Genomic DNA, 23,057 nt, shown 5'->3' with positions numbered 1-23,057 from the left:
ACGCCCCCTTATCGGCAAAAGAAACGGAAAGCGTCCCTTTCATGAGAAAGGACGGCTTCCCGCCATGGCCGGAATATACAAAAGCTGCCCCTCGTGCACGTCATCTGGGCTTTCCAAATCATTGGCGCGCAACAGCTGCGAGACGGTCACGTCATACCGTTCGGCAATCTTGTCCAATGAATCTCCTTGCTGGACGATGCAAATTTTCAGTTTCGTAAACTCTTCCGCCTCGCTTTTCGCAAATAGTTTCGTCAAGTAAAGCGCATTTTCGCTTTTTGTTTTCGTTTCTTCTTCCTCTTCTTCCTCAACCGCCTTTTTCGCCGCCCCGATCGATACCTTCGCCTCAGTTGGCGGCAGCAGCGAAGCGATGTCTTCCTCCGTCTGTGCGCTGACCGCCTTCGTTTCCGTCTCAAGCGGCAAAAACGGCTCTTTGGCCTCTTCTTCACCCTCCGTTTCTTCATGACGCATGACGGCTGGCTCCATGACGGAAACCGTCGTTTCGCCAGCGGCAAAAGCCGGCTGTTCATCCTCCTCATCGGCGAAATCATCCACGGAAGCAAACGCTTCCTCACCGGCCGCTTCCTTGCGGGCGATCGATTCAAACGGGGCAAACAGCGGTTCATCGTCCTCCTCATCGTCCGGCCAATCATCACCAAGCGGCGCTTCGCTGATGCCGCTGATCGAAATGTCGGCAGTGATGAGCAATCTTCCGTTTTCATCCAAATCATAATCAAACGATTCAACCGTCACGTACACATCCTCAAGGGAACGAATGCGGTTTTTTGGAATCGTAATATCGATTGGAAAACGGTGCGACAGTTCGCTGATCCCGTCTTCGCGCACCGAAATGTGTTGAATGAACCGATAACCAGCCAGCTCAAACACGTCGTCATCCGCTTCATCCTGCCCTTCGCCCGCTTGGCGAAATTCGCCGCTCAACTCAAGCGCGCCGCGGATCGTAATGTATTGGTCGTACTCATCGACGGAAATGACCGGATCAAGAGAAATGGATAAAAACTCGGCGACTTCCTGTCCTCTTTTAAACCAGACCGATTCTTCCAATGAAAAACGCAAATACGATTGCTCCAACCGGGCCTCCTCCTTCCGTCCCTTCGGCAAATGGTTTGCATGACATTATCCATTGTATGAACGGAAACGAGGAGGTATGATAAAAAATTGGGCTGCCGACAGTCGGCAGCCCCTTTCCTTATCCGTGCAGACGGGCAAACACCCGCTCAGCAGCAGCAATCGTGTATTCAATATCGTCATCACTGTGCGCCGTCGACAAAAACAGCCCTTCAAATTGCGACGGCGGCAGGAAAATACCTTCATTCGCCATTTCCCGATAATAGGCGGCAAACAGCTCCAAGTCGGACGTTTTCGCTGTCTCGTAGTTGACCACCGGCTCGTTCGTGAAGAAAAAGCCGATCATCGATCCAGCGCGGTTGATCGTATGCGGAATGTCGTATTTCTCTGCTGCCTGATGGAGCCCATCCGCAAGACGCGCCGCTTTGCGGCCAAGCTCTTCGTACGTTTCCGGCGTCAGCTGGCGGAGCGTTTCGTACCCGGCCGTCATGGCGAGCGGGTTGCCGGAGAGCGTGCCGGCTTGGTACACCGGCCCACTCGGCGCGACAAGCTCCATGATCTCGGCTTTGCCCCCGTACGCCCCGACCGGCAAGCCGCCGCCGATCACTTTGCCGAGGCACGTCAAATCCGGCTCAATGCCATAATACCCTTGGGCGCAGTGGTAATCGACGCGGAACCCGGTCATGACCTCATCGAAAATCAATAAGGCTCCATATTGTTTCGTCACCTCGCGCAGCCCCTCCAAAAATCCGGGAGCAGGTGGAACGACGCCCATGTTGCCGGCGACCGGTTCGACGATCACCGCGGCGATGTCTTCACCAAACCGCTCAAACGCATAGCGGACGCTGTCCAAATCGTTGTACGGCACCGTGATCGTATGCTGGGCGACCGATTCCGGCACGCCCGGGCTGTCCGGCAGGCCGAGCGTCGCCACGCCGGAGCCGGCTTTAATGAGTAGCGAATCGCCGTGGCCGTGGTAGCTGCCCTCGAATTTCACGATTTTGTTGCGCTTCGTATAGCCGCGCGCTAAGCGGAGGGCGCTCATCGTCGCCTCGGTTCCGGAATTGACCATCCGCACGATTTCCACCGACGGCACCCGCTCGATGACGAGCTTGGCGAGCTCATTTTCAAGCAACGTCGGAGCGCCAAAACTAGTCCCTTGTTCCGCCACCCGCTTCAATGCCTCAACGACTTGGGGATGGGCATGCCCTAAAATGAGCGGCCCCCATGACAGCACATAATCAATGTACTCATTGCCGTCAATATCGTAAATTTTCGATCCTTGGCCGCGCGCCATGAAAATCGGAGTCATCCCGACCGACTTGAAGGCGCGCACCGGGCTGTTCACCCCGCCCGGCATCCATTTCACCGCTTCTTCGTAAGCGGTTTTTGACCGTTCGTAGCTTCGCATGCTTCCGCCCTCCTCTCTATTCAGCCATCCAGCGGGCGACATCTTTCGCAAAATACGTAATGATCAAATCCGCGCCCGCCCGTTTCATCCCTGTCAACATTTCCATGACGACCGACTTCTCATCGATCCAGCCGTTTTGCGCCGCCGCCTTGATCATCGCATACTCGCCGCTCACGTTATAGGCGACAAGTGGCAGCGGAAAGCGGTTTTTGATGTCGCGGATAATATCCATGTAGGCAAGGGCTGGCTTCACCATCAAGAAATCAGCGCCTTCTTTGACATCCGACTCTGCCTCGCGAAACGCCTCAAGGCGGTTGGCCGGATCCATTTGGTACGTCTTCCGGTCGCCAAACTGCGGCGCGCTGTCGGCGGCATCACGGAACGGGCCGTAAAACGCCGAAGCGTATTTGATTGCATACGACATGATCGGCACATACTCAAACCCTGCTTCATCAAGCCCACGGCGAATGGCGGCGACAAAGCCGTCCATCATGTTCGACGGCGCGATGATGTCGGCGCCGGCTTGCGCTTGGCTCACCGCCGTTTTGGTGAGGAGCTCGAGCGACGGGTCGTTCAGCACACGCTCGTTTTCGACGACGCCGCAATGGCCGTGGCTCGTATATTCACATAAACACGTATCCGCAATGACGACTAGATCCGGGTGTTCGGCTTTGATTTGGCGGATCGCCCGCTGAACAATCCCTGTCTCACAATACGCCTGCGAACCGACTTCATCTTTTTCATTCGGCACGCCAAACACCATGACGGCGGGAATGCCAAGCTTGGCGATGTCGTCCGCTTCCTCGGATAAGCGGTCAAGCGATAAATGGTAAACCCCTGGCATCGACGGCACTTCCCGCTTAATGCCCCTTCCCTCAACCACAAACAGCGGATAAATGAGATCCTCGACGCGAAGATGCGTCTCACGCACCATCGCCCGAATCGCAGCCGTTTGCCGCAAACGGCGATGGCGGTCAAATGACAGTGCCATTCATCGTCCCTCCATGGAAAAATATTGTTCCATCGCTTTGATGATACCATCCGTCGTGTAATCCGTCGGACAAATATGGACTGGAATGCCCGCCCGCTCGGCCGCTTTTTTCGTCACCGGTCCGATGCAGGCGACCGCAACACCGGAAAGAAGGGCATCCGCTTCTTTGTCAAGAAGGCGGACAAGGCTGTCAACCGCCGACGGGCTCATCAAGGTGACCGCATCAAGCTCCCCCCGGCGCAACAGCAACAACAACCGCTCCCGGCCGCTTTCATCAGGCTCGGTCTCATACACCGTGAGCTCGTCGACGACGGCCCCTGCGTTTCGCAACGACTGGGGCAGCGTCGGACGGGCCAAATTCCCTTTCACAAACAGTACACGATCGCCTCGTTTGATATGCGGAACGAGCGCGGCCGCCAGCCGCTCAGCGGTGTAATCATCCGGCACGAGCGCCGGGGAAAGACCTTGCTCGGCGAGCGCCGCCGCTGTTTTCCGGCCGACAACGGCCATCTTCGGCAGCGGCTGCGGCAGCGAAACATATGGAAAAAAGAAGCGGATCGCGTTGGCGCTCGTGAAGATGAGCCAGTGATATTCATTGATTCGCTCAGCTTTAGCGGCGATTTCCTCCGGCGCCGCCGGCTGGATGGCAATGAGCGGGATTTCCACGGGCACGGCGCCGACAGCGCGCAGCTTGGCAGAAAACGATGCCGCCTGCTCTTTGCCGCGCGTCACGAGCACCGTTTTGCCGGCGAGCGCGCTGTGTGTCATGATTGGCTCAACTCCTGTTTCACCCGCTCGATGAGCGCTTTCGCCCCTTGTTCGATCAAGACAGCGGCCGCCTGCCGGCCGACGGCCTCCGGATCGGCGCCCGTGACCATTTCTTTATACTTTTCTTTTCCATCCGGCGAAGCGACAAGGGCCGTGAGGCGCACGATGCCGCCGTCTGCTTCGGCGTAGCCGGCAATCGGCACTTGACAGCCGCCCTCCATTTGCTGCAAAAAGGCGCGCTCCGCCCGAACAGCCCGCTCGGTTTGCTCGTCGTTTAACCGGCTGAGCCATTCGCGCAATTCGTCATCATCCTCCCGGCATTCAACCGCCAGCGCCCCTTGGCCGACCGCCGGAACACAGACATCAAAAGGAAGATAGTCGCTGATGACGTCATTGCCCCAACCCATGCGCGCAAGCCCTGCGGCTGCCAGCACGATCGCATCGTACTCTTCGCTTTCGAGCTTCGCCAACCTTGTGTCGATATTGCCGCGAATCCATTTAATCGTCAAATCAGGGCGATAGGCAAGCAGCTGCGCCGAACGGCGCAAGCTGCTCGTGCCAATGACCGACCCAGGCGGCAAGTCGGAGAGCATCCGGTTTCCTTTGCTGACAAGCACATCGCGTGCATCTTCGCGGCGCGGAACCGCACCGATCACTAAACCTTCGGGCAGCACGGCCGGCATATCTTTCATGCTATGGACCGCCATATCGATGCCGCCAGCGAGCAATTCATGCTCAATCTCTTTCACAAACAACCCTTTGCCCCCGACTTTCGAGAGCGTAACATCAAGCACCCGATCTCCTTTCGTGACGATTTCTTTCACTTCAAACGTAAACGGCGCTCCAAGCTGTTTCAATTCGTTGATCACCCACTTCGTCTGGGTCAAGGCGAGCTTGCTGCGCCGCGAGCCAACGACAATGTTCCGCATCTCGTTCCACCTCGATCACGAATACCAAAAATGAAATTTTGACAAACTGCCAAACAAGAAAAAGTTGACAAGCAAAAATAAAAACGAACCGATGTTCCATAGCGCGATCGCCTTCCCTTGCATCTGCCGGACGGCTCGCTTGTAAAAATAGACGCCATAGACGAGAAGAACGACAAACGACCCGAGCACTTTCGCATCATACCAATGGAAATGGTCGATTTGAATGTGCGCCCAAATCACGCCAAGAATGAGCCCTAATAACAACATAGGCAAGCCGAGCACATTTAAAACATACGACAAAAAATCAAGCCGCGACAAATCCGCCATGCGCCAAAGGCGCCCCCCCCACTTTTTCTTTTTCAGCAAACTGTACTGCAACATGTAAAGCACCGAAAACAAAAACGACAGCGTAAACGCCGCATACGCTCCGAGCGAAAGGGTGATGTGGATGATAAGGAGCTCCGAGACGAGCCGCTCCGCAACAGCCGGCGACTGCGAAGACGGTGCGAACGTATGAATGGCCAAAATAAAAAACGCAAGCACGTTCGTAAAAAAGACGATGAAATCGACGCGCAGCAACCGATTGATGACGAGCGACAGCGTAATGAGCAGCCAAGCGTAAAAATAAAGCCCTTCCGACATCGTCAAAATCGGAAAGCGCTTCGTCTCCATGATGCGAGAAACAAACGTCACTGTCTGCAAAAGCCACACAATAGAAAGCAACCAGAAGGCGATATCGTTCGCCTTCCGGTTTTGCTGCAAAAAATCGATGAAATAGAAAAGGATCGAAGCGATGTAAAGCAAAATGGACAGCTCATACAGCAGCGCCACCGTCCATCCCACCTTACAGCTGCCATGATGGGCGGGCGGCGCGGACCGCCTCCGCGTCTTGTTCATCGCATTGCACGGATTTCGCCTGCTGCATATGCCGATCGGCTTTTACCGCATCTTCGATATTGAAAATTTTCATAAACAGCTGAAGCGCCTCCTCGGCATTCGGGCCGGCGGCGAGTTCCTTCGCCTGCAAAATCGGATCGCGGAGCAGCTGGTTAATAATGCTTTTCGTATGTTTGTTCAACACTTTCCAGTCGCGCTCCGACAAATGCGGCAGTTTCCGCTCCAAACTTTTCATCGTTTCGGCTTGGATGGCCAACGCCTTTTCGCGCAATGCGGCAATGACTGGCACGACGCCGAGCGTCTGCAGCCATTGGCTGAACGCCATAAGCTCCGCTTCGATCATCGTTTCAATGCGAGCCGCTGCCTTTTGCCGTTCCGCCAAGTTGGCCGCCACCACATCTTGCAAATCGTCGATGTCGTACAAAAACACCGTGTCCAAATCAGCCAACGCCGGATCCAAATCGCGCGGCACCGCGATGTCAACCATAAAGAGCGGGCGGCCTTTGCGCATTTTCTCAAGCGGCGCCACCATTTCCTTCGTCAAAATATAGCCTTTCGCTCCCGTCGAGCTGATGACGATATCCGCTTCCAGCAAAGCGCATGACAATTCGCCGAACGGCTTCGCTTCGCCGGCAAACTGCTTAGCAAGCTGTTTCGCTTTTTCAAGCGTCCGATTGACAACCGTCACCTTCCCGACGCCGCTGCCGTACAAGTTTTGCGCCGCCAGCGTCCCCATTTTGCCAGCCCCGATAATCAAGACGTGCTTGCCGGCAAGGCGGCCGAAAATTTTCTTCGCCAGCTCAACCGCCGCATAGCTGACCGATACAGCGTGCGCGCCGATGCCCGTTTCCGAGTGGGCACGCTTCGCAAAGGTCACCGCCTGCTTGAACAGATGATTGAAAATCGTGCCGCTCGTCCCGACCTCTTGAGCGAGCAAATAGCTGTCTTTCACTTGCCCTAAAATTTGCGTTTCCCCAAGCACCATCGAATCAAGGCCAGCCGCCACGCGGAACAAATGCTGGATGGCCGCCTCTCCTTCAAGCACACGCAAATACGGAGCAATCGCTTCCACTTTGACGCCAAACCATTCGGCTAAAAATGCTTTAATATAGTAACGGCCGGTATGCAGTTGATCAACCACTGCATAAACTTCCGTCCGATTGCACGTCGAGACGATCACATTTTCGAGCACGCTTTTTTGCTTGGCGAGCTGTTTCATCGCCGCACCGAGTTCCGCTTCCGAAAACGCGAGCTTTTCGCGGATTTCTACAGGGGCGGTTTTATAGTCGACGCCAACGACTACGATTTGCACGATGCCATCCCCCTTATTGACCGAATCCCTTCCATCATTATATCACAACCGTCCATCGTTCCGATTTGAAAAAATTGTGAACATGCCTCCAAAGCTATGCTAAACTGTAGACAGTGATCATTCTATCATAAACATGTCCAAAAGGGAAACGGAGGACGCGACGATCATGAAAACCCGAACGGTATTCGCCGGCATCTTGTTCATCGGCCTCGGGCTGTATTTTCTCGCCGGACAGTTGGAATCCCCCCTTTTCCATTTCTTCCAAGGGTGGCCGGCCTTGCTTGCCATTTGCGGTGCGGCTTTGCTTGGCCAGGCGCATGCAGCGCGCGAATATGCTTGCCTTTTCCCCGGCTTTCTTTTACTCGGATTTGGCGTTGAGTTGCTCCTTGCGAGTGCATTTTCGGCCTGGCCCCGCGGCGTGAACATGTTTTTTTTCCTCATCGCACTCGCTTTTTTCGCCAGCAGCCGCAAACAAAAAGGTGGGGCCGGCTTTGGCGTGCTTTTTTTGCTTCTCGCTGTCGTGCTGACGTTTTCCGGGCGCGGCCAGCCATTCTTTCACCTCGTCCAAGCGGGACTTTCCTCTGTCTGGAAGTTTTGGCCGCTCGGACTCATCGGCATCGGCGTCTATCTATTATGGACTAGGCGAAAATAGCCTTGGGAGTGAAAAACACCAGCGGAATCGCTGGTGTTTTCGTCATGAGGCCACAAACGGCAAAAGCGCCGCCCATGCTTCGTCTTTCCCTTGTCCGGTCTCGGCGGAAAACAAAATGAGCGGGTCGCCGTCAGCCATCCGCAGCGTCTCGCGCACGATTTTCGCGTGTTTTTGATGCTTGCCGCGCGGCACTTTGTCCGCTTTCGTCGCGATGACGATCACCGGGATCTCGTAATGTTTCAAAAACTCGTACATCATCACATCGTCTTTTGTCGGCGGATGTCGCAAGTCAACGAGCAAAACCGCCCCCTTGAGCGCCTCGCGCGTCGTAAAGTACGTCTCCATCATTTTCCCCCATTTTTGCCGCTCTTGCTTCGACACGCGGGCGAAACCATAACCTGGAACGTCCACAAAGTAAAACGAGTCGTTAATCAAATAAAAATTCAACGTTTGCGTTTTACCTGGCTTTGAGGAGGTGCGCGCCAAGTTTTTCCGGTTGATCATTTTGTTGATGAATGATGATTTGCCGACGTTCGAACGGCCGGCGAGCGCCACTTCCGGCCGTCCGCCGTCCGGATATTGTTCCGGCTTGACGGCACTGGTCACAAGCTCTGCTTTCTTCACATTCATCGCTTCCACCCCACCAGCGCGTGCGGCAGCACCTCATCGAGATGGGAGACGAGCACAAAGCGCAAGTCGCGCTTCACCGTTTCCGGAATGTCAGCCAAATCTTTTTCATTGTCTTTCGGCAAAATGACTGTTTTCAATCCGGCACGATGGGCGCTTAACGTTTTCTCTTTCAGCCCCCCGATCGCAAGAACCCGGCCGCGCAACGTAATTTCCCCGGTCATGCCGACAAAGCGGCTCACCGGCTTGCCCGTCAACGCGGAAATGAGTGCGGTCGCAATCGTAATGCCGGCCGATGGCCCATCTTTCGGCACCGCTCCTTCCGGAACGTGGATGTGAATGTCATATTTCTCGTGGAATTTCGGATCAATGTCAAGCTTCTCAGCGCGCGACCGCACATAGCTGAACGCCGCTTGCGCTGATTCTTTCATGACATCGCCGAGCTTGCCGGTCAGCACGAGTTTCCCATTGCCTGGCGCAAGCGACACTTCGATTGCGAGCGTATCGCCGCCAAACGCCGTATACGCCAGCCCGGTCGCCACGCCGACTTGGTCTTCCGCCTCCGCTCGGCCGTAGCGGTATTTTCGCTTCCCTAAAAACTCTTCGATGTTGTTTTCTGTCACCACCACCCGTTTTCTCTCGCCGGAGACGATGAGACGCGCCGCTTTCCGACAGATGGCAGCAAGCTGCCGCTCCAGCTCCCGCACCCCGGCCTCGCGCGTATAATGGCGGATGATATCGAGCATCGCCTCATCACGAATTTGCAGCGCCGCCTTTTTCAGCCCGTGCTCGGTGATTTGTTTCGGCAGCAAATGCCGCTTGGCGATATGCAGCTTCTCTTCTTCCGTGTAGCCGGGGATGTGAATGACTTCCATCCGATCCAACAGAGGCTGCGGAATGGACGCCAAATGGTTGGCTGTGGCAATGAACATCACCTTCGATAAATCGTACGGCTCTTCAATGTAATGATCGCTGAACGCATGATTTTGCTCTGGATCCAGCACCTCCAGCATGGCCGCCGATGGATCGCCGCGGAAGTCGCTTGACATTTTGTCGATTTCATCTAACAAAAAGACCGGGTTGATCGTGCCTGCTTTTTTCATTCCTTGAATAATGCGCCCTGGCATCGCGCCGACATACGTGCGGCGATGGCCACGGATTTCCGATTCGTCGCGGACGCCGCCGAGCGAAACACGGACAAAGCGGCGGCCAAGCGCTTTGGCGATCGAGCGGGCGAGCGATGTTTTTCCGACCCCCGGCGGTCCGGCAAGGCAAAGAATCGGGCCTTTCAATGATTTCGTCAGCTGCTTGACGGACAAAAACTCCAACACCCGTTCTTTCACTTTATCAAGCCCGTAGTGCTCCTCGTGCAAAATCGCTTCCGCCCGCTTAATGTCATGGATGTCTTCTGTTTCTTTCGACCATGGCAGGGCGATGAGCCAATCAAGGTAGTTGCGGATGACCGCGCTTTCCGCTGAAGTCGCCGGAATTTTTTCATAGCGGTCGAGCTCCTTCAGTGCGGTTTCCTTTACATGCTCCGGCATGCCGGCTGCCTCAATTTTTTCCTTCAGCTCCTCAACTTCGCCTGTTTTTCCTTCTTTTTCGCCGAGCTCTTTTTGAATCGCCTTCATTTGCTCGCGCAAGTAATATTCTTTTTGCGTCCGCTCCATCGACTGCTTGACGCGGGCGCTGATCTTTTTCTCAAGCTGGAGCACTTCTTTTTCGTTGTGCAAAATTTGAATGATATGATTGAGACGCTCTTTCACGTCGATCGTTTCCAAAATGCGCTGCTTTTCTTCGAGCTTAAGCGGCAAGTGCGAAGCGATGATGTCCGCCATTCGCCCCGGCTCATCAATGTCGACGATCGAGGCGTAAATGTCGACCGACAGCCGCTTGGATAAGTTTATGTACTGTTCAAAATATTCAAGCATCGTCCGCTTGAGCGCCTCGTCTTCTAAATCTTTCGCCGCCCGGTCGACAAACTTCTCGACTTTGACGAGAAAATACGGCTCCTCGCTGACCACTTCCGTAATGAGCGCTCGGGCGACGCCTTCGACAAGCACGCGGAACGTGCCGTTCGGGAGCTTCAGCAGCTGCTTGACGCGCGCAATCGTTCCCATTTTATATAAGTCGTCCATGTCCGGTTCGTCAATGGCAACGTCTTTTTGGGACGTCAGCAAAATCATATGATCCTCGACCATGGCTTGTTCGAGCGCTTTGACCGATTTCTCGCGCCCGACATCCAAGTGGAGCACCATCGTGGGAAACACGAGCAGCCCACGCAGCGGCAAAAGCGGAACGACCGTCTCCTTTTTCTTTCCGTTCACGCCGAACACCTCCATCTCTCGCTTCTATTCGTTTATTGTATAGTACGGTAGCCGGGTTTGTAAAATTTGACGAACGAAAAAAACGCGCGGCGCTCCGTCTGCAGGCAAAGAAAAACCGACTTCAGCGACGATCCGCTTGCGCCGAAGCCGTACATAAAAGAGAGGCTGAGCGAGCCGCCCGATTCGGCTGCGATCGGACGCCCGCTTTCGTTGTCAATCGTTCCCCTTGCCGCCGTTTCCTTTGGCTAGACGAGCTTTTTCTCCGAGCGATCCATAGCCGCTGGCAACAGCGCGGGCCCGCGGCGGAGCGCCTCTTCCCCGAACACATGGACGAGCACTTCCTCGAGGCGGCGGACGGCGATGATTTGAATGCCGCTGACATCACCTAGCAACGATTGCATATTCTCAATCGGGATGATGACTTTTTTCGCCCCGGCTTGTTTGGCCGCTTTGATTTTGGCGAACACGCCGCCGACCGGTTTCACAGAGCCGCGGATGCTGATTTCTCCGGTCATCGCAACCGTATGATCCACCGGCAGCTGGTAAATGGCGGAATAAATGCCGACCGCAATCGCCACCCCGGCTGAAGGGCCATCAACCGGCGCGCCGCCTGGAAAGTTGACATGAATGTCGTAGCGGTCCGCCGGCACCCCCATCGCCCGCAACACCGTAATGACGTTTTCCGCCGAGCCGCGCGCCATGCTTTTGCGCCGCACCGATTTTTCTGCGCTGCCGATGCTTTCCTCCTCGACAATGCCGGTGACATTGATCGATCCTTTTCCTTTCGCCGGCAAGGCGGTCACCTCAATTTCCAACAGCGCGCCGGTGTTCGGGCCGTACACGGCAAGGCCATTGACGACGCCGACCGCCGGGGCGGACGCAATTTTCTTCTCACAGCGCGGAATCATTTGGCTCGATTGAATGACCCATTCGATATCTTTGTCCAAAATGTTTTCTCGGTTTTCCGTAATGGCCAGGCCAGCGGCAATTTGCATCATGTTGACGGCTTCCCGTCCGTTGCGCGCATAGGCGGCAAGGAGGCGGATGCCGCTTTCTGACACGTTCAAGCGAATTTTTTCCGCCGCCTTTTTGGCGATCAAGGCGATTTCATCTTGATCGAGTTCACGGAAAAACACTTCTAGACAGCGGGAGCGAATGGCCGGAGGAATTTCGTTCGGCGTGCGCGTCGTCGCCCCGACAAGCCGGAAATCGGCCGGCAGCCCATTTTGAAAAATATCATGAATATGGCTTGGGATTTGTGGATTTTCTTTGCTGTAATAGGCGCTTTCAAAAAACACTTTCCGGTCCTCGAGCACTTTCAATAACTTGTTCATTTGGATCGGGTGGAGTTCGCCGATTTCGTCGATGAATAAGATGCCGCCGTGGGCGTTCGTCACCGCCCCTTGCTTCGGCTGGGGGATGCCGGCTTGCCCCATCGCCCCGGCCCCTTGGTAAATCGGGTCGTGCACCGAGCCGATGAGCGGGTCGGCGATGCCGCGCTCGTCAAAGCGCGCCGTCGTCGCGTCAAGCTCCACGAACACCGCATTCTTCTGAAACGGGGAGAGCGGATTTTTTTTCGCTTCCTCAAGCACGAGCCGAGCAGCTGCCGTCTTGCCAACGCCGGGCGGCCCGTAAATGATGACATGTTGCGGGTTGGGGCCGCATAAAGCGGCTTTTAACGCCTTGATGCCGTCTTCCTGACCGACGATGTCGTCAAAACTTTTCGGCCGCACTTTTTCCGCCAGCGGCTCGGTGAGCGAAATCGAACGCAGCTTGCGGAGCTGTTCCATCTCTTTTCGCGACTCTTTATCAATCGAAACTTTTTGCACACGCTGCCCTCTTAGCAAATTCCAAAAATAAAGGCCAATGATGACCCCGAAAAACAGCTGGATGACTAGTACGATGTTCGTCCAATCCATGCCCCGATATCCTCCTGCCTTTAGATGGTATGTAGTATGATAGTATCTCCGCGAACTGGCGGGAATAAACAAAAAAAGCGCCGACCGGCGCCTAGGGCATGGGCGGCAAAAAAAAGAAACCGCCGAAAAAAGGCGGTTTCCCCATCAGGCAGATGTTTTCCGTTCCAGCTCGATGACGGTGCCATCATGGCGGATCAGCGTCGGCGGCTTTGTGCCGCGCACCGTGTCGAGCGTGATGATGCACTTTTGCACATCTTCGCGCGACGGCAGCTCAAACATCACATCGAGCATAATCCCTTCGATGATGGAGCGAAGGCCGCGCGCCCCCGTTTTCCGCTCAATCGCTTTTTTCGCGATTTCACGGAGCGCTGCTTCTTCAAACTCGAGCTCAACGCCGTCAAGCTCAAGCATTTTTTGGTATTGCTTCACAATGGCATTTTTCGGTTTCGTCAAAATGTCGATCAACGCCTGTTCGTCGAGCGGCTCGAGCGTCGTAATGACCGGAAGACGGCCGATGAACTCCGGAATCAGTCCGAATTTGAGCAAGTCTTCCGGCAGCACTTTCGACAACAAGTTTTTCTCATCGACATCCGTCTGGCTCATTTCCGCGCCAAAACCGATCACTTTTTTGCCAAGGCGGCGCTTGATGATCGGCTCAATGCCATCAAACGCTCCGCCGCAAATGAACAAAATGTTCGTCGTATCGATTTGAATGAATTCTTGGTGCGGATGTTTGCGGCCGCCCTGCGGCGGAACGCTGGCAATGGTGCCTTCTAAAATTTTCAACAGCGCCTGTTGCACCCCTTCGCCGGATACGTCGCGAGTGATGGAAGGGTTTTCTGATTTGCGGGCGATTTTGTCAATTTCATCGATGTAAATAATGCCTTTTTCCGCCCGTTCCACATCATAATCGGCCGCCTGAATGAGCTTCAGCAAAATGTTTTCGACGTCTTCGCCAACATAGCCGGCCTCTGTAAGCGAGGTGGCATCGGCGATGGCAAACGGCACGTTCAAAATGCGCGCCAATGTTTGCGCGAGCAGCGTTTTCCCGCTTCCGGTCGGCCCGATCATCAAAATGTTGCTTTTCGACAGCTCCACATCATCGATTTTGCTGCCGGAATTGATTCGCTTGTAGTGGTTGTAAACGGCAACAGCGAGCGATTTTTTCGCCTCGTCTTGGCCGATGACGTACTCATCTAAAATTTCTCGAATTTCAACCGGCTTCGGCACATCTTTAAATTCAAATTCTTCTTCATTGCCAAGCTCCTCTTCCACAATTTCCGTGCACAGCTCAATGCACTCGTCGCAAATATAAACCCCCGGACCGGCGACCAGCTTTCGCACTTGGTCCTGCGTTTTGCCGCAGAACGAGCATTTCAACTGCCCTTTTTCATCATTGAATTTAAACATGTCATTCACCCCTTGCCAACGAAATCGCGCCTGCTTATGTATCCATTTCCGCCATCACGTATGTCGCCAAAACGTATGTATTCGCTATTTTACCACACATGTTCCTGGGAAAGCGAATGAAAAAACTGCCTTCCGTCGAGAAAAGTTTTCAAATTGCTGTTCAGGCCCCATGATTGTGGATAAAGAACAAGGCACGAACGTCTCGCGCCTTGTTCTTTCCTTAAGATATATTATGCCGCAACCTTGCTGTGCTCTACAAGAAAATCGACTGTTTTCCGCCATTTCAAATCTTCTTTAACGCCATCCAAGCTGCCGAGCAGCTCTTTCAATTTGTCCACGCTCAGCTTGTAGGCTTCCGCCATTTTTTCAAGCTCTTCGTTCACTTCCTCATCCGTGACCTCAATGTTTTCAGCTTTCGCGATCGCCTCAAGCGTCAGCGCCGCGCGCACCCGTTTTTCGGCATCCTCCCTCATTTGCTCGCGCAACGCCGCTTCATCTTGCCCGGAGAACTGATAGTACAGCTGTAAGTTCAGCCCTTGCATTTGCAGGCGTTGATCAAACTCGCGAAGCATCCGGTCGGTTTCGTTTTTGATCATAACCTCTGGAATGTCCATTTCTGCGTTAGCCGCCGCTTTTTCGACAACCGCGTTGCGCAAGGCCGTCTCCGCTTCGTTCTTTTTCGCCTCTTCCAGCCGGGTGCGGATTTTCGCTTTCAACTCATCAAGCGTCTCCACTTCTTCATCGACGTCTTTCGCAAACTCATCGTCGAGCGCCGGCAGCTGCTTCGCTTTCACTTCATGCACTTTCACTTTGAACGTCGCCGGTTTGCCGGCCAACTGTTCCGCATGGTATTCTTCCGGGAACGTGACTTGAATTTCCTTTTCCTCACCGGCTTTCATGCCGACAAGCTGTTCCTCAAACCCTGGAATGAACGTTCCAGAGCCGATTTCAAGCGAATAGTTTTCCGCCTTGCCGCCTTCAAACGGTTCACCGTCGACAAACCCTTCAAAATCGATGACAGCCGTATCGCCGTTTTCCACCGTCCCGTCCTCTTTGACGACAAGTTCAGCATAGTTTTCTTGCAAACGCTTCAATTCGTTTTCCACATCTTCGTCCGTCACCGTCGCATCCATTTTTTCCACTTCAAGCCCTTTGTATTGGCCGAGCTTCACTTCCGGTTTGACAGTCACTTTCGCCTTAAAAATCAAGCTTTTGCCTTTTTCCATTTGCTCAATGTCAATCTCCGGCATTGACACCGGTTCGATGCCTGCCTCTTCAACGGCTTTGGCGTACGCCTCCGGCAACAAAAGATCGAGCGCATCTTGATAAAGCGCTTCGACGCCGAATCGTTTTTCAAACAGAACGCGCGGCACTTTCCCTTTGCGGAAACCCGGGAGCGTAATATTTTTCACCACTTTTTTAAACGCGGCGTCTAAGCCTTCGTTCACTTTCTCAGCGTCGACCTCAACGGTCAATACACCTTCGTTTCCTTCAAGCTTTTCCCATTTGACTGACATCCTTGTTCCCTCCACCTGAAATCATTGCTCGGACCATAAACCGGATTGTCCATGATCCTTTTATGATATCCGATTATGTAGCACATTATGCGAAAACAGATACATAGCACAGCCATTATATTATAACATACAAAAAACATGTTTCAATAGAGAACGAGCGATTAGAAAAAGGAAAGTCTCTCTATTTCGTTCAGTTTTTTGCAAAGCACGACCATCTCTGATGCCTCGACGCCGTAGCGGACAGCTAATGTATCGGCGTCATCGTCCAATCCTTGAAACCGGCTCGCCATCCAATGGAGGGCCGCAAGCCAAACCGCCGCATCGGCCGGCTCCGGTGGAAACGGGTACAATACATAAACATAGCGAAGCCAAATGTCTGCCGCCATTTCATATAAGCTCGGGCTTTCTGCCGCGAGCTGCTGTTCAAGCAGACCCAGCAGCGATGAAGCAAATTCCGTTTCCGTCTGTTCGTCCAACGCTGACGGGACGACCTCCATGCAACGGCCAAATTTTTCAACCGTCACCGTTTCGTTGACTCGCTTCCCTGTCAATAGGCGAAGAAGCATCGTTTTTGCCATCGGGCTTTTTTCCGGTGCGCGTAAATATTGCTTGAGCAACGGCAACACCGGCTCGATGTCTTCTTTTTCCAGCTGTTTAATCAGTTGCAACTGCTCAGCAATGTCCCCGGACTCAAGCAGCCGTCTCACCCGCTTCCACTCCGCGGGCGGAAGCGTGCGGGCGTTCATTTTTTCACTGAATCGAAGCAGCTGGCGAAGCTGTTCGCGCAGCGAAACGGATAGCGACGGACGGCGCAAGGCGTCGCGGATCACCGTTTCTGCCTTGCTGTATCGGTTCGTTTGCAACAGCACGGCGAGATACATTTGCAACAGATCGCTGTTGTTCGGCTGTTCGTCAAGCAAGGCGGCGAGGCGCCGCGCCGCCTCATCGTATTCCCCAAGCTCGTAGCAGCAGACAGCAAGCCCAAGCCGGATGGGGAAGCTGTCATCACCAAGCTGCTCAGCCGCGCACAAAAAGCGGAACGCTTCTTTGTAGCGTTTCGCTTCAAGTGCAGCAAACGCCTCTTCCATCAGCCGTTCTTTCGTTTGCGGAAACATGATGAGTTTTCCTTTTTTTCCAGTCATCTTCGCCCGCTCCCATTTGCATTTACCATCAGTGTAACAAGTTTTCCCTCGCGAAACAAGCCGCGCCTTGCTGGGTGAAACAAACCGCTTGTTTGCCAAAAAGCGGCCGGCCCCTGGACGCAGGCGCAGGCAAACACGAAAAAAGCTGCTTCCGCCGATGGGCGGAGCAGCCCGTTTCGCCTCGCCACCTCGATACATAATCGGTTTATGGCCTTGGACAATGCTGTTGTTCGTAGGCGTCGATATACGGTTCATACACAAACGTCAAATCGATTTCGTCCCATCCTTTTAGCAACAGCTGTTTTCGATACGGATCGATGTCAAACGGACGTGAAAATCCTTCATCGTCAAATACCCGCTGTTCTTCAAGCGAAACCGTCAGTTCATAGTCTGCACGCTCGCTTTGGCGCAGCAAGTAGCGGACATCCTCTTTATCCAGCCGGATCGGCAACAGCCCATTTTTTAAGCAGTTGTTGTAAAAAATGTCGGCGAATGACGGGGCAATGATTACGCGGAATCCGTAATCTTGCAGCGCCCACGGCGCATGTTCGCGCGATGAACCGCAACCGAAGTTTTCATCGACGACTAAAATCGTCGCCCCCTCGTTTTCCGGGCGGTTGAGCTCAAACTCCGGATTTGGCGTGCCGTCGCTCAAATACCGCCAATCGTAAAAGAGAAACTGGCCAAATCCGGTGCGTTCAATCCGTTTCAAAAACTGCTTTGGAATGATTTGATCGGTATCAATGTTTGCCCGATCGATGCCAGCGGTTTTTCCACGGTGAATCGTAAACGGCTTCATCGTCCTTTCCCCCTTCCGTTATGGATGTCGCTCATGGCAGAGGAGGAGCTCGGCTTCCTAGGATGCCGCGCCGCCTCTTTTGCCATCACAATCGTCAATTTAATACACCGGCTCGGCTTCAAACTGGCGCACATCGACAAAATGTCCGTAAATCGCAGCCGCCGCTGCCATCACTGGGCTGACGAGATGCGTGCGCGCCCCTTTTCCTTGCCGCCCTTCAAAGTTGCGGTTCGACGTTGACGCACAATGCTCGCCTTCTGGGATGATGTCCGGGTTCATGCCCAAACAGGCGCTGCAGCCGGAGTCGCGCCATTCAAAACCGGCGTCGATGAAAATTTGCGCCAATCCTTCCGCTTCGGCTTGTTTTTTCACTTGCTGCGATCCAGGCACGACGAGCGCCCGCACGCCCGGAGCCACTTTTTTCCCTTTGACGATGCTCGCCGCCGCGCGCAAATCGCTGAGGCGCGAGTTGGTGCACGAACCGATGAAGACGTGCTGCACGGGAATTTCCGTAATCGGCGTGCCCGGCTCAAGCCCCATGTACTCAAGCGCCCGGCGCACCGCATTTTGCTCTGTTTGGCTTTCAAATTGCTCGGGATGCGGCACGACACCGTCGACCGATGTGCTCATCGCCGGATTCGTCCCCCACGTCACCATTGGAGCGATCGTTGACGCGTCGATTTCAATCGTTTTGTCGTACTCCGCCCCCTCGTCACTGGCAAGCGCCCGCCACCGTTCCACCGCCTTGTCAAACTCCTCGCCTTTTGGCGCATATTTGCGGCCGCGCAAATAGGCAAACGTCGTTTCATCCGGGCTGATGAGGCCGGCTCTCGCCCCAGCTTCAATCGACATGTTGCAAATCGTCATTCGCTCTTCCATCGACATGCGTCGGATCGCTTCGCCTGTAAATTCGATAATATAGCCAGTGCCGACGCCGACGCCATAGCGTCCGATAATGGCCAAGATGACGTCTTTGGCGGTCACTCCTTTGCCGAGGCGGCCGTTGATGCGGATTTGCAGCGTTTTCGGCTTATGCTGCCAAAGCGTTTGTGTAGCCAATACATGCTCGACTTCGCTCGTGCCGATCCCAAACGCCAAGGCGCCAAACGCCCCGTGCGTCGACGTATGGCTGTCGCCGCAAACGATTGTTTTTCCCGGCTGGGTCAACCCGAGCTCCGGGCCGATGACGTGAACGATTCCTTGCTCTTCGCTGTGCAGATCGGCGAGCGGAATGCCGAACTCGCGGCAGTTGCGCTCAAGCGCAGCGATTTGGTTGCGCGCCACTTCGTCGGCAATCACAAATCGGTTAACGGTCGGCACGTTATGGTCCATCGTCGCAAAGGTCAAATCCGGCCGACGCACCTTCCGCCCTTTTTGACGCAATCCTTCAAACGCTTGCGGCGAGGTCACTTCATGCACTAAGTGCAAATCGATATACAATAAATCCGGTTTGCCTTCTTCGCGGTAGACGACGTGGTTTTCCCAAATTTTATCGATGATCGTTTTCGGCTTCATTGGCTTTCACCTCGCACGTCTTAGGCATAAACGGTCATAATTTGCGCAATGGCCGTATAATCGAGCACCGCCGTTTTGATTTCTTCGACCATTTCGTTCGTTGATACGATGCGGCCGCCGCTTGGCGCCAAGTCGGCGGTGCGCAAACCTAGGGCGAGCGTCTGCCGCACCGCGTTCTCGACCGCCTCTGCTTCCGCGGTGAGCCCGAACGACAGGCGGAGCATCATCGCCGCTGACAAAATCGCCGCAATCGGATTGGCTTTGTTCATGCCGGCGATATCAGGCGCAGAACCGTGCACTGGCTCATACAAGCTCGGACCGGAGGCGGATAAGCTGGCCGACGGCAACATCCCGAGTGAACCGGACAACATGGAGGCTTCATCGCTTAAAATGTCGCCAAACATGTTTTCTGTCACAATGACATCAAACTGCTTCGGCGCGCGGATGAGTTGCATCGCCGCATTGTCAACGAGCATATGCTCAAGCACAACGTCCGGAAACTGTTTCGCCACGTCTTCAGCCACTTCCCGCCATAGGCGGCTTGACGAGAGAACGTTTGCTTTATCGACCGAAGTCACTTTTTTCTTCCGCCCGCGTGCAAGCGTAAACGCCATGCGAATGATCCGTTCGATTTCTTCCTTTTTATATAGCAAGGTGTCCACTGCTTTTTCTTCGCCGTTTTCGACGACGCGGCCGCTCGGCTGGCCGAAGTAAATGCCGCCGGTCAGCTCGCGGACGATGACAAAATCGATGCCTTGCACGAGATCCGGTTTTAACGGCGAAGCGGAAGCCAAACTGTCATAGCAAACAACCGGCCGCAAGTTGGCATATAAGTCGAGCTGCTTGCGAATGGCAAGCAATCCTTTTTCCGGACGCAAATGCGGAGGGTTGTCATCCCACTTCGGACCGCCGACCGCCCCAAGCAGCACCGCATCGCTTTCCCGGCAAAGACGGAGCGTTTCCTCGGGGAGCGGCGTCCCCGTCTCATCGATCGCCGCTCCACCGATCAATCCATATTCAAACGTAAACTCGTGTCCAAACCGGATGCCGACCACTTTCAATACCTCGACCGCTCCGGACGTCACTTCTTTGCCGATGCCATCCCCTGGCAAGACGGCAATCCGATAGTTTCCCATTCTGAATCCCCCCATTTTATGGTGTTGCCACTTTCTCATTTTCGCCGCGCATCGCTTCGATCATAAACACACGATTGATGGCGTTGATGTACGCTTTCGCCGATGCTTCCAACACGTCTTGTGCGGTGCCGCGACCGCTCGTCTCGATGGCATGGGCGCGCACTTTGACGAACACTTGCGCCAATGCATCGCGGCCGCCGCCGACCGATTCGATCCGGTAGTCAAGCAGCGTCACGGGCGTTTGCAAACAGCGCTCCAACGTATTGTACAGCGCCTCGACGCTGCCGGCGCCGGTCGCCGCTTCTTGAATTTCGTTTCCTTTCCCGTCTTTCAGGACAACAACCGCTGTCGGAATTTGATTCGTCCCGTATTGCACTTGAATGGAAGACAATTGATAAAAATCTTTAAAGTGGTCGAACTTTTCTTCGAAAATCAACGCGATTAAATCGTCATCGGTAATGTCTTTCTTTTTGTCAGCCAATTCTTTAAAGCGGATGAACAGTTGATTGATTTCTTCTTCAGACAACGTGTAGCCCAGCTCCTCAACCCGGTTGCGGAGCGCATGGCGGCCGGAATGTTTGCCGAGCACCATCGAATTCGACGGCACGCCGACAAGTTCTGGCGAAATGATTTCATACGTCGTTTTTTCCTTTAAGACGCCGTCTTGATGAATGCCTGATTCATGCGCAAACGCGTTTTTGCCGACGACCGCCTTGTTCGGTGGAACGACCACCCCGGTCAGCTTGCTGACAAGATTGCTTGTGCGCTTAATTTCCTGCAAATTGAGGCGCGTTTCCACTTGATAGTAGTCTTTGCGGATGTGAAGGGCGACAGCGATTTCCTCAAGCGCCGCATTGCCGGCCCGCTCGCCGATGCCGTTGATCGTGCACTCGACTTGCGTCGCTCCATGTTCAATGGCCGACAGCGAGTTCACCACCGCCATGCCCAAGTCATCATGACAATGCGCAGAGAGTGAAACATTTTCAATATTCGGAACATTGTTTTGCAAATAGAGGAAAATTTCTCCGTATTCTTTCGGCGTAATATAGCCGACCGTATCCGGAATGTTGATGACCGAAGCGCCGGCTTTGATCACTTCGGCGACGATTTTTGCCAAAAACGGCAGTTCGCTGCGGCACGCATCTTCCGCCGACCATTGGACGATCGGAAAAAAGCGCTTCGCGTATTTCACCGCTTCAACCGCCGCTTCAATCACTTGTTCCGGCGTCATCCGCAATTTATGCACCATATGGATCGGCGAGGTGGCGATGAATAGATGGAGCCGCGGCTCCGCGCCGCCTTTTAACGCCTCCCATGCCGCATCAATGTCGCTTCGGACCGATCGCGACAGCCCGGTGACCGAACATGCTCTCACCGTTTCGGCAATTTGTTTGACCGCCTCAAAATCGCCTTTCGATGAGGCGGGGAAACCCGCCTCGATGATGTCAACCCGCAGTCGTTCAAGTTGACGGGCAATTTCCAACTTTTCTTGCAAATTCAAGTTCACGCCAGCCGATTGTTCCCCATCGCGCAACGTTGTATCAAAAAACTTAATTTTTCGCACCTGGCACCACCGCCTCGATTTGTTTTGCCTTCACAAACGGCATCATGCTTCGCAGTTCGCGCCCGACAATCTCAATCAAATGCTCATTCTCACGCCGGTTGATGGCGTTGAACTCCGGACGGTTCGCTTGGTTTTCCAAAATCCAGCTCTTCGCGAATTTTCCTGTTTGAATGTCATGCAGCACCTTTTTCATTTCCGCTTTCACAGCATCGTTAATAATGCGCGGGCCGGTGATAAAGTCGCCCCATTGGGCCGTATCGGAAATCGAATAGCGCATCCACGACAAACCGCCTTCGTAAAGGAGATCGACGATGAGCTTCATCTCATGCAAACACTCGAAATAGGCAACTTCCGGCTGATACCCGGCTTCAACGAGCGTTTCAAACCCGGCTTTGATGAGCGCCGTCAGCCCGCCGCACAGCACCGCTTGTTCACCGAACAAGTCGGTTTCCGTCTCTTCTTGGAACGTTGTCTCCAACACCCCAGCTCGAGTAGCGCCGATCGCTTTCGCGTAGGCGAGCGCCGTTTCTTTCGCGTGTCCGGTCACATCTTGGTAGACGGCGATGAGCGCGGGTACGCCCGCTCCTTCCGCATACGTGCGCCGCACGAGATGGCCTGGACCTTTCGGCGCAACCAAGAAGACGTCAACATGATTCGGCGGGACGATTTGGCTGAAATGGATGTTAAATCCGTGCGCAAACACAAGCGCATTGCCTGGCTCGAGTTCCGGCTCGATTTCCTCTTTGTACACAGCCGGCTGCTTTTCATCCGGCAGCAACACCATGACGATATCAGCCTGCTTCACCGCTTCACGGACGGAATACACCTCAAATCCGTCTTGTTCTGCTTGCTCCCACGATTTTCCTTTCCGCAGTCCGACAATGACGCGGACACCGCTGTCGCGCAAGTTTTGCGCATGGGCGTGGCCTTGCGAGCCGTAACCGATGATCGCAACCGTTTTCCCTTGCAAGTATTGTTCGTTTGCATCCCCATTATAGTAGACTTTTGCCATGATTACCCTCTCCTTTGTCCTGTAGTGGAAATGTTGGTCAATA

20 protein-coding genes are annotated in these 23,057 nt (G+C 54.2%); 2 read left to right on the top strand and 18 right to left on the bottom strand.

Features of this window, described 5'->3' with window-relative positions; all coding sequences use genetic code 11:
• Positions 1-39 precede the first annotated feature (39 nt).
• From spoVID to hemA, 7 genes are all read right to left on the bottom strand, one after another.
• Positions 40-1,089: a stage VI sporulation protein D gene (gene spoVID / locus BJQ97_RS04500; protein WP_160155669.1), complete on the bottom strand. Its 1,050-nt coding sequence runs from the start codon at positions 1,087-1,089 to the stop codon at positions 40-42.
• A gap of 118 nt (positions 1,090-1,207) precedes the next feature.
• Complete coding sequence (gene hemL / locus BJQ97_RS04495; protein WP_160155668.1) at positions 1,208-2,497, bottom strand: glutamate-1-semialdehyde 2,1-aminomutase; 1,290 nt, start codon at positions 2,495-2,497, stop codon at positions 1,208-1,210.
• Positions 2,498-2,513: 16 nt separating this feature from the next.
• On the bottom strand, positions 2,514-3,488 hold the full coding sequence (hemB, locus tag BJQ97_RS04490; protein WP_160155667.1) for a porphobilinogen synthase: 975 nt from the start codon (positions 3,486-3,488) through the stop codon (positions 2,514-2,516).
• Complete coding sequence (locus BJQ97_RS04485) at positions 3,489-4,256, bottom strand: uroporphyrinogen-III synthase (protein ID WP_160155666.1); 768 nt, start codon at positions 4,254-4,256, stop codon at positions 3,489-3,491.
• On the bottom strand, positions 4,253-5,185 hold the full coding sequence (gene hemC, locus BJQ97_RS04480; protein WP_160155665.1) for a hydroxymethylbilane synthase: 933 nt from the start codon (positions 5,183-5,185) through the stop codon (positions 4,253-4,255). The genes BJQ97_RS04485 and hemC overlap by 4 nt, the downstream gene beginning before the upstream one ends.
• Positions 5,186-5,200: 15 nt before the next feature.
• Positions 5,201-6,016, bottom strand: a complete 816-nt coding sequence (locus BJQ97_RS04475; protein WP_160155664.1) for a cytochrome C assembly family protein — start codon at positions 6,014-6,016, stop codon at positions 5,201-5,203.
• Positions 6,017-6,029: 13 nt separating this feature from the next.
• Entirely contained in the window at positions 6,030-7,394 is a 1,365-nt protein-coding gene (gene hemA, locus BJQ97_RS04470; protein ID WP_160155663.1) for a glutamyl-tRNA reductase, read from the bottom strand.
• Positions 7,395-7,560: 166 nt separating this feature from the next.
• Between hemA and BJQ97_RS04465 the strand changes: the two genes are divergently transcribed.
• On the top strand, positions 7,561-8,046 hold the full coding sequence (locus BJQ97_RS04465; protein ID WP_160155662.1) for a LiaI-LiaF-like domain-containing protein: 486 nt from the start codon (positions 7,561-7,563) through the stop codon (positions 8,044-8,046).
• A gap of 42 nt (positions 8,047-8,088) precedes the next feature.
• Here BJQ97_RS04465 and yihA read toward each other — a convergent pair whose 3' ends face one another.
• Positions 8,089-8,676 (bottom strand): ribosome biogenesis GTP-binding protein YihA/YsxC, encoded by a 588-nt coding sequence (gene yihA / locus BJQ97_RS04460; protein ID WP_160155661.1) that lies wholly within the window; start codon positions 8,674-8,676, stop codon positions 8,089-8,091.
• Positions 8,673-11,015: an endopeptidase La gene (gene lon / locus BJQ97_RS04455; protein WP_160155660.1), complete on the bottom strand. Its 2,343-nt coding sequence runs from the start codon at positions 11,013-11,015 to the stop codon at positions 8,673-8,675. Before lon ends, yihA begins: the two co-directional genes overlap by 4 nt.
• A 51-nt stretch (positions 11,016-11,066) precedes the next feature.
• Between lon and BJQ97_RS04450 the strand changes: the two genes are divergently transcribed.
• Positions 11,067-11,249 (top strand): hypothetical protein, encoded by a 183-nt coding sequence (locus tag BJQ97_RS04450; protein ID WP_160155659.1) that lies wholly within the window; start codon positions 11,067-11,069, stop codon positions 11,247-11,249.
• On the opposite strand, the gene lonB is transcribed toward BJQ97_RS04450, so the two are convergent.
• From lonB to ilvC, 9 genes are all read right to left on the bottom strand, one after another.
• Positions 11,246-12,919: an ATP-dependent protease LonB gene (lonB, locus tag BJQ97_RS04445; protein WP_160155658.1), complete on the bottom strand. Its 1,674-nt coding sequence runs from the start codon at positions 12,917-12,919 to the stop codon at positions 11,246-11,248. The two genes, BJQ97_RS04450 and lonB, sit on opposite strands and share 4 nt — an antisense overlap.
• 144 nt (positions 12,920-13,063) lie before the next feature.
• Entirely contained in the window at positions 13,064-14,329 is a 1,266-nt protein-coding gene (gene clpX, locus BJQ97_RS04440; RefSeq protein ID WP_160155657.1) for an ATP-dependent protease ATP-binding subunit ClpX, read from the bottom strand.
• 230 nt (positions 14,330-14,559) lie between these two features.
• Positions 14,560-15,846 carry a trigger factor gene (gene tig / locus BJQ97_RS04435; RefSeq protein ID WP_160155656.1) on the bottom strand — a complete coding sequence of 429 codons (1,287 nt, stop codon included), beginning with the start codon at positions 15,844-15,846 and terminating at the stop codon, positions 14,560-14,562.
• Positions 15,847-16,007: 161 nt separating this feature from the next.
• Positions 16,008-16,988 carry a tetratricopeptide repeat protein gene (locus BJQ97_RS04430; protein WP_160155655.1) on the bottom strand — a complete coding sequence of 327 codons (981 nt, stop codon included), beginning with the start codon at positions 16,986-16,988 and terminating at the stop codon, positions 16,008-16,010.
• 205 nt (positions 16,989-17,193) lie between these two features.
• Positions 17,194-17,787 (bottom strand): 3-isopropylmalate dehydratase small subunit, encoded by a 594-nt coding sequence (gene leuD, locus BJQ97_RS04425; protein WP_160155654.1) that lies wholly within the window; start codon positions 17,785-17,787, stop codon positions 17,194-17,196.
• A gap of 99 nt (positions 17,788-17,886) precedes the next feature.
• Positions 17,887-19,302, bottom strand: coding sequence for a 3-isopropylmalate dehydratase large subunit (gene leuC / locus BJQ97_RS04420; RefSeq protein ID WP_160155653.1), 1,416 nt, complete (start codon positions 19,300-19,302; stop codon positions 17,887-17,889).
• A gap of 20 nt (positions 19,303-19,322) precedes the next feature.
• Positions 19,323-20,438 (bottom strand): 3-isopropylmalate dehydrogenase, encoded by a 1,116-nt coding sequence (gene leuB / locus BJQ97_RS04415; protein WP_160155652.1) that lies wholly within the window; start codon positions 20,436-20,438, stop codon positions 19,323-19,325.
• Positions 20,439-20,454: 16 nt separating this feature from the next.
• On the bottom strand, positions 20,455-22,002 hold the full coding sequence (locus BJQ97_RS04410) for a 2-isopropylmalate synthase (protein ID WP_160155651.1): 1,548 nt from the start codon (positions 22,000-22,002) through the stop codon (positions 20,455-20,457).
• A complete protein-coding gene (ilvC, locus tag BJQ97_RS04405) occupies positions 21,989-23,014 on the bottom strand; it encodes a ketol-acid reductoisomerase (protein ID WP_160155650.1) in 1,026 nt (341 codons plus the stop codon). Before ilvC ends, BJQ97_RS04410 begins: the two co-directional genes overlap by 14 nt.
• Positions 23,015-23,057: the final 43 nt, after the last annotated feature.

Source organism: Geobacillus sp. TFV-3 (assembly GCF_009901865.1).
GTDB classification, from domain to species: Bacteria; Bacillota; Bacilli; order Bacillales; family Anoxybacillaceae; genus Geobacillus; species Geobacillus thermoleovorans_A.
The sequence above is the reverse complement of the archived record's forward strand: the minus strand, read 5'-3'. Positions and strand labels throughout refer to the sequence as shown.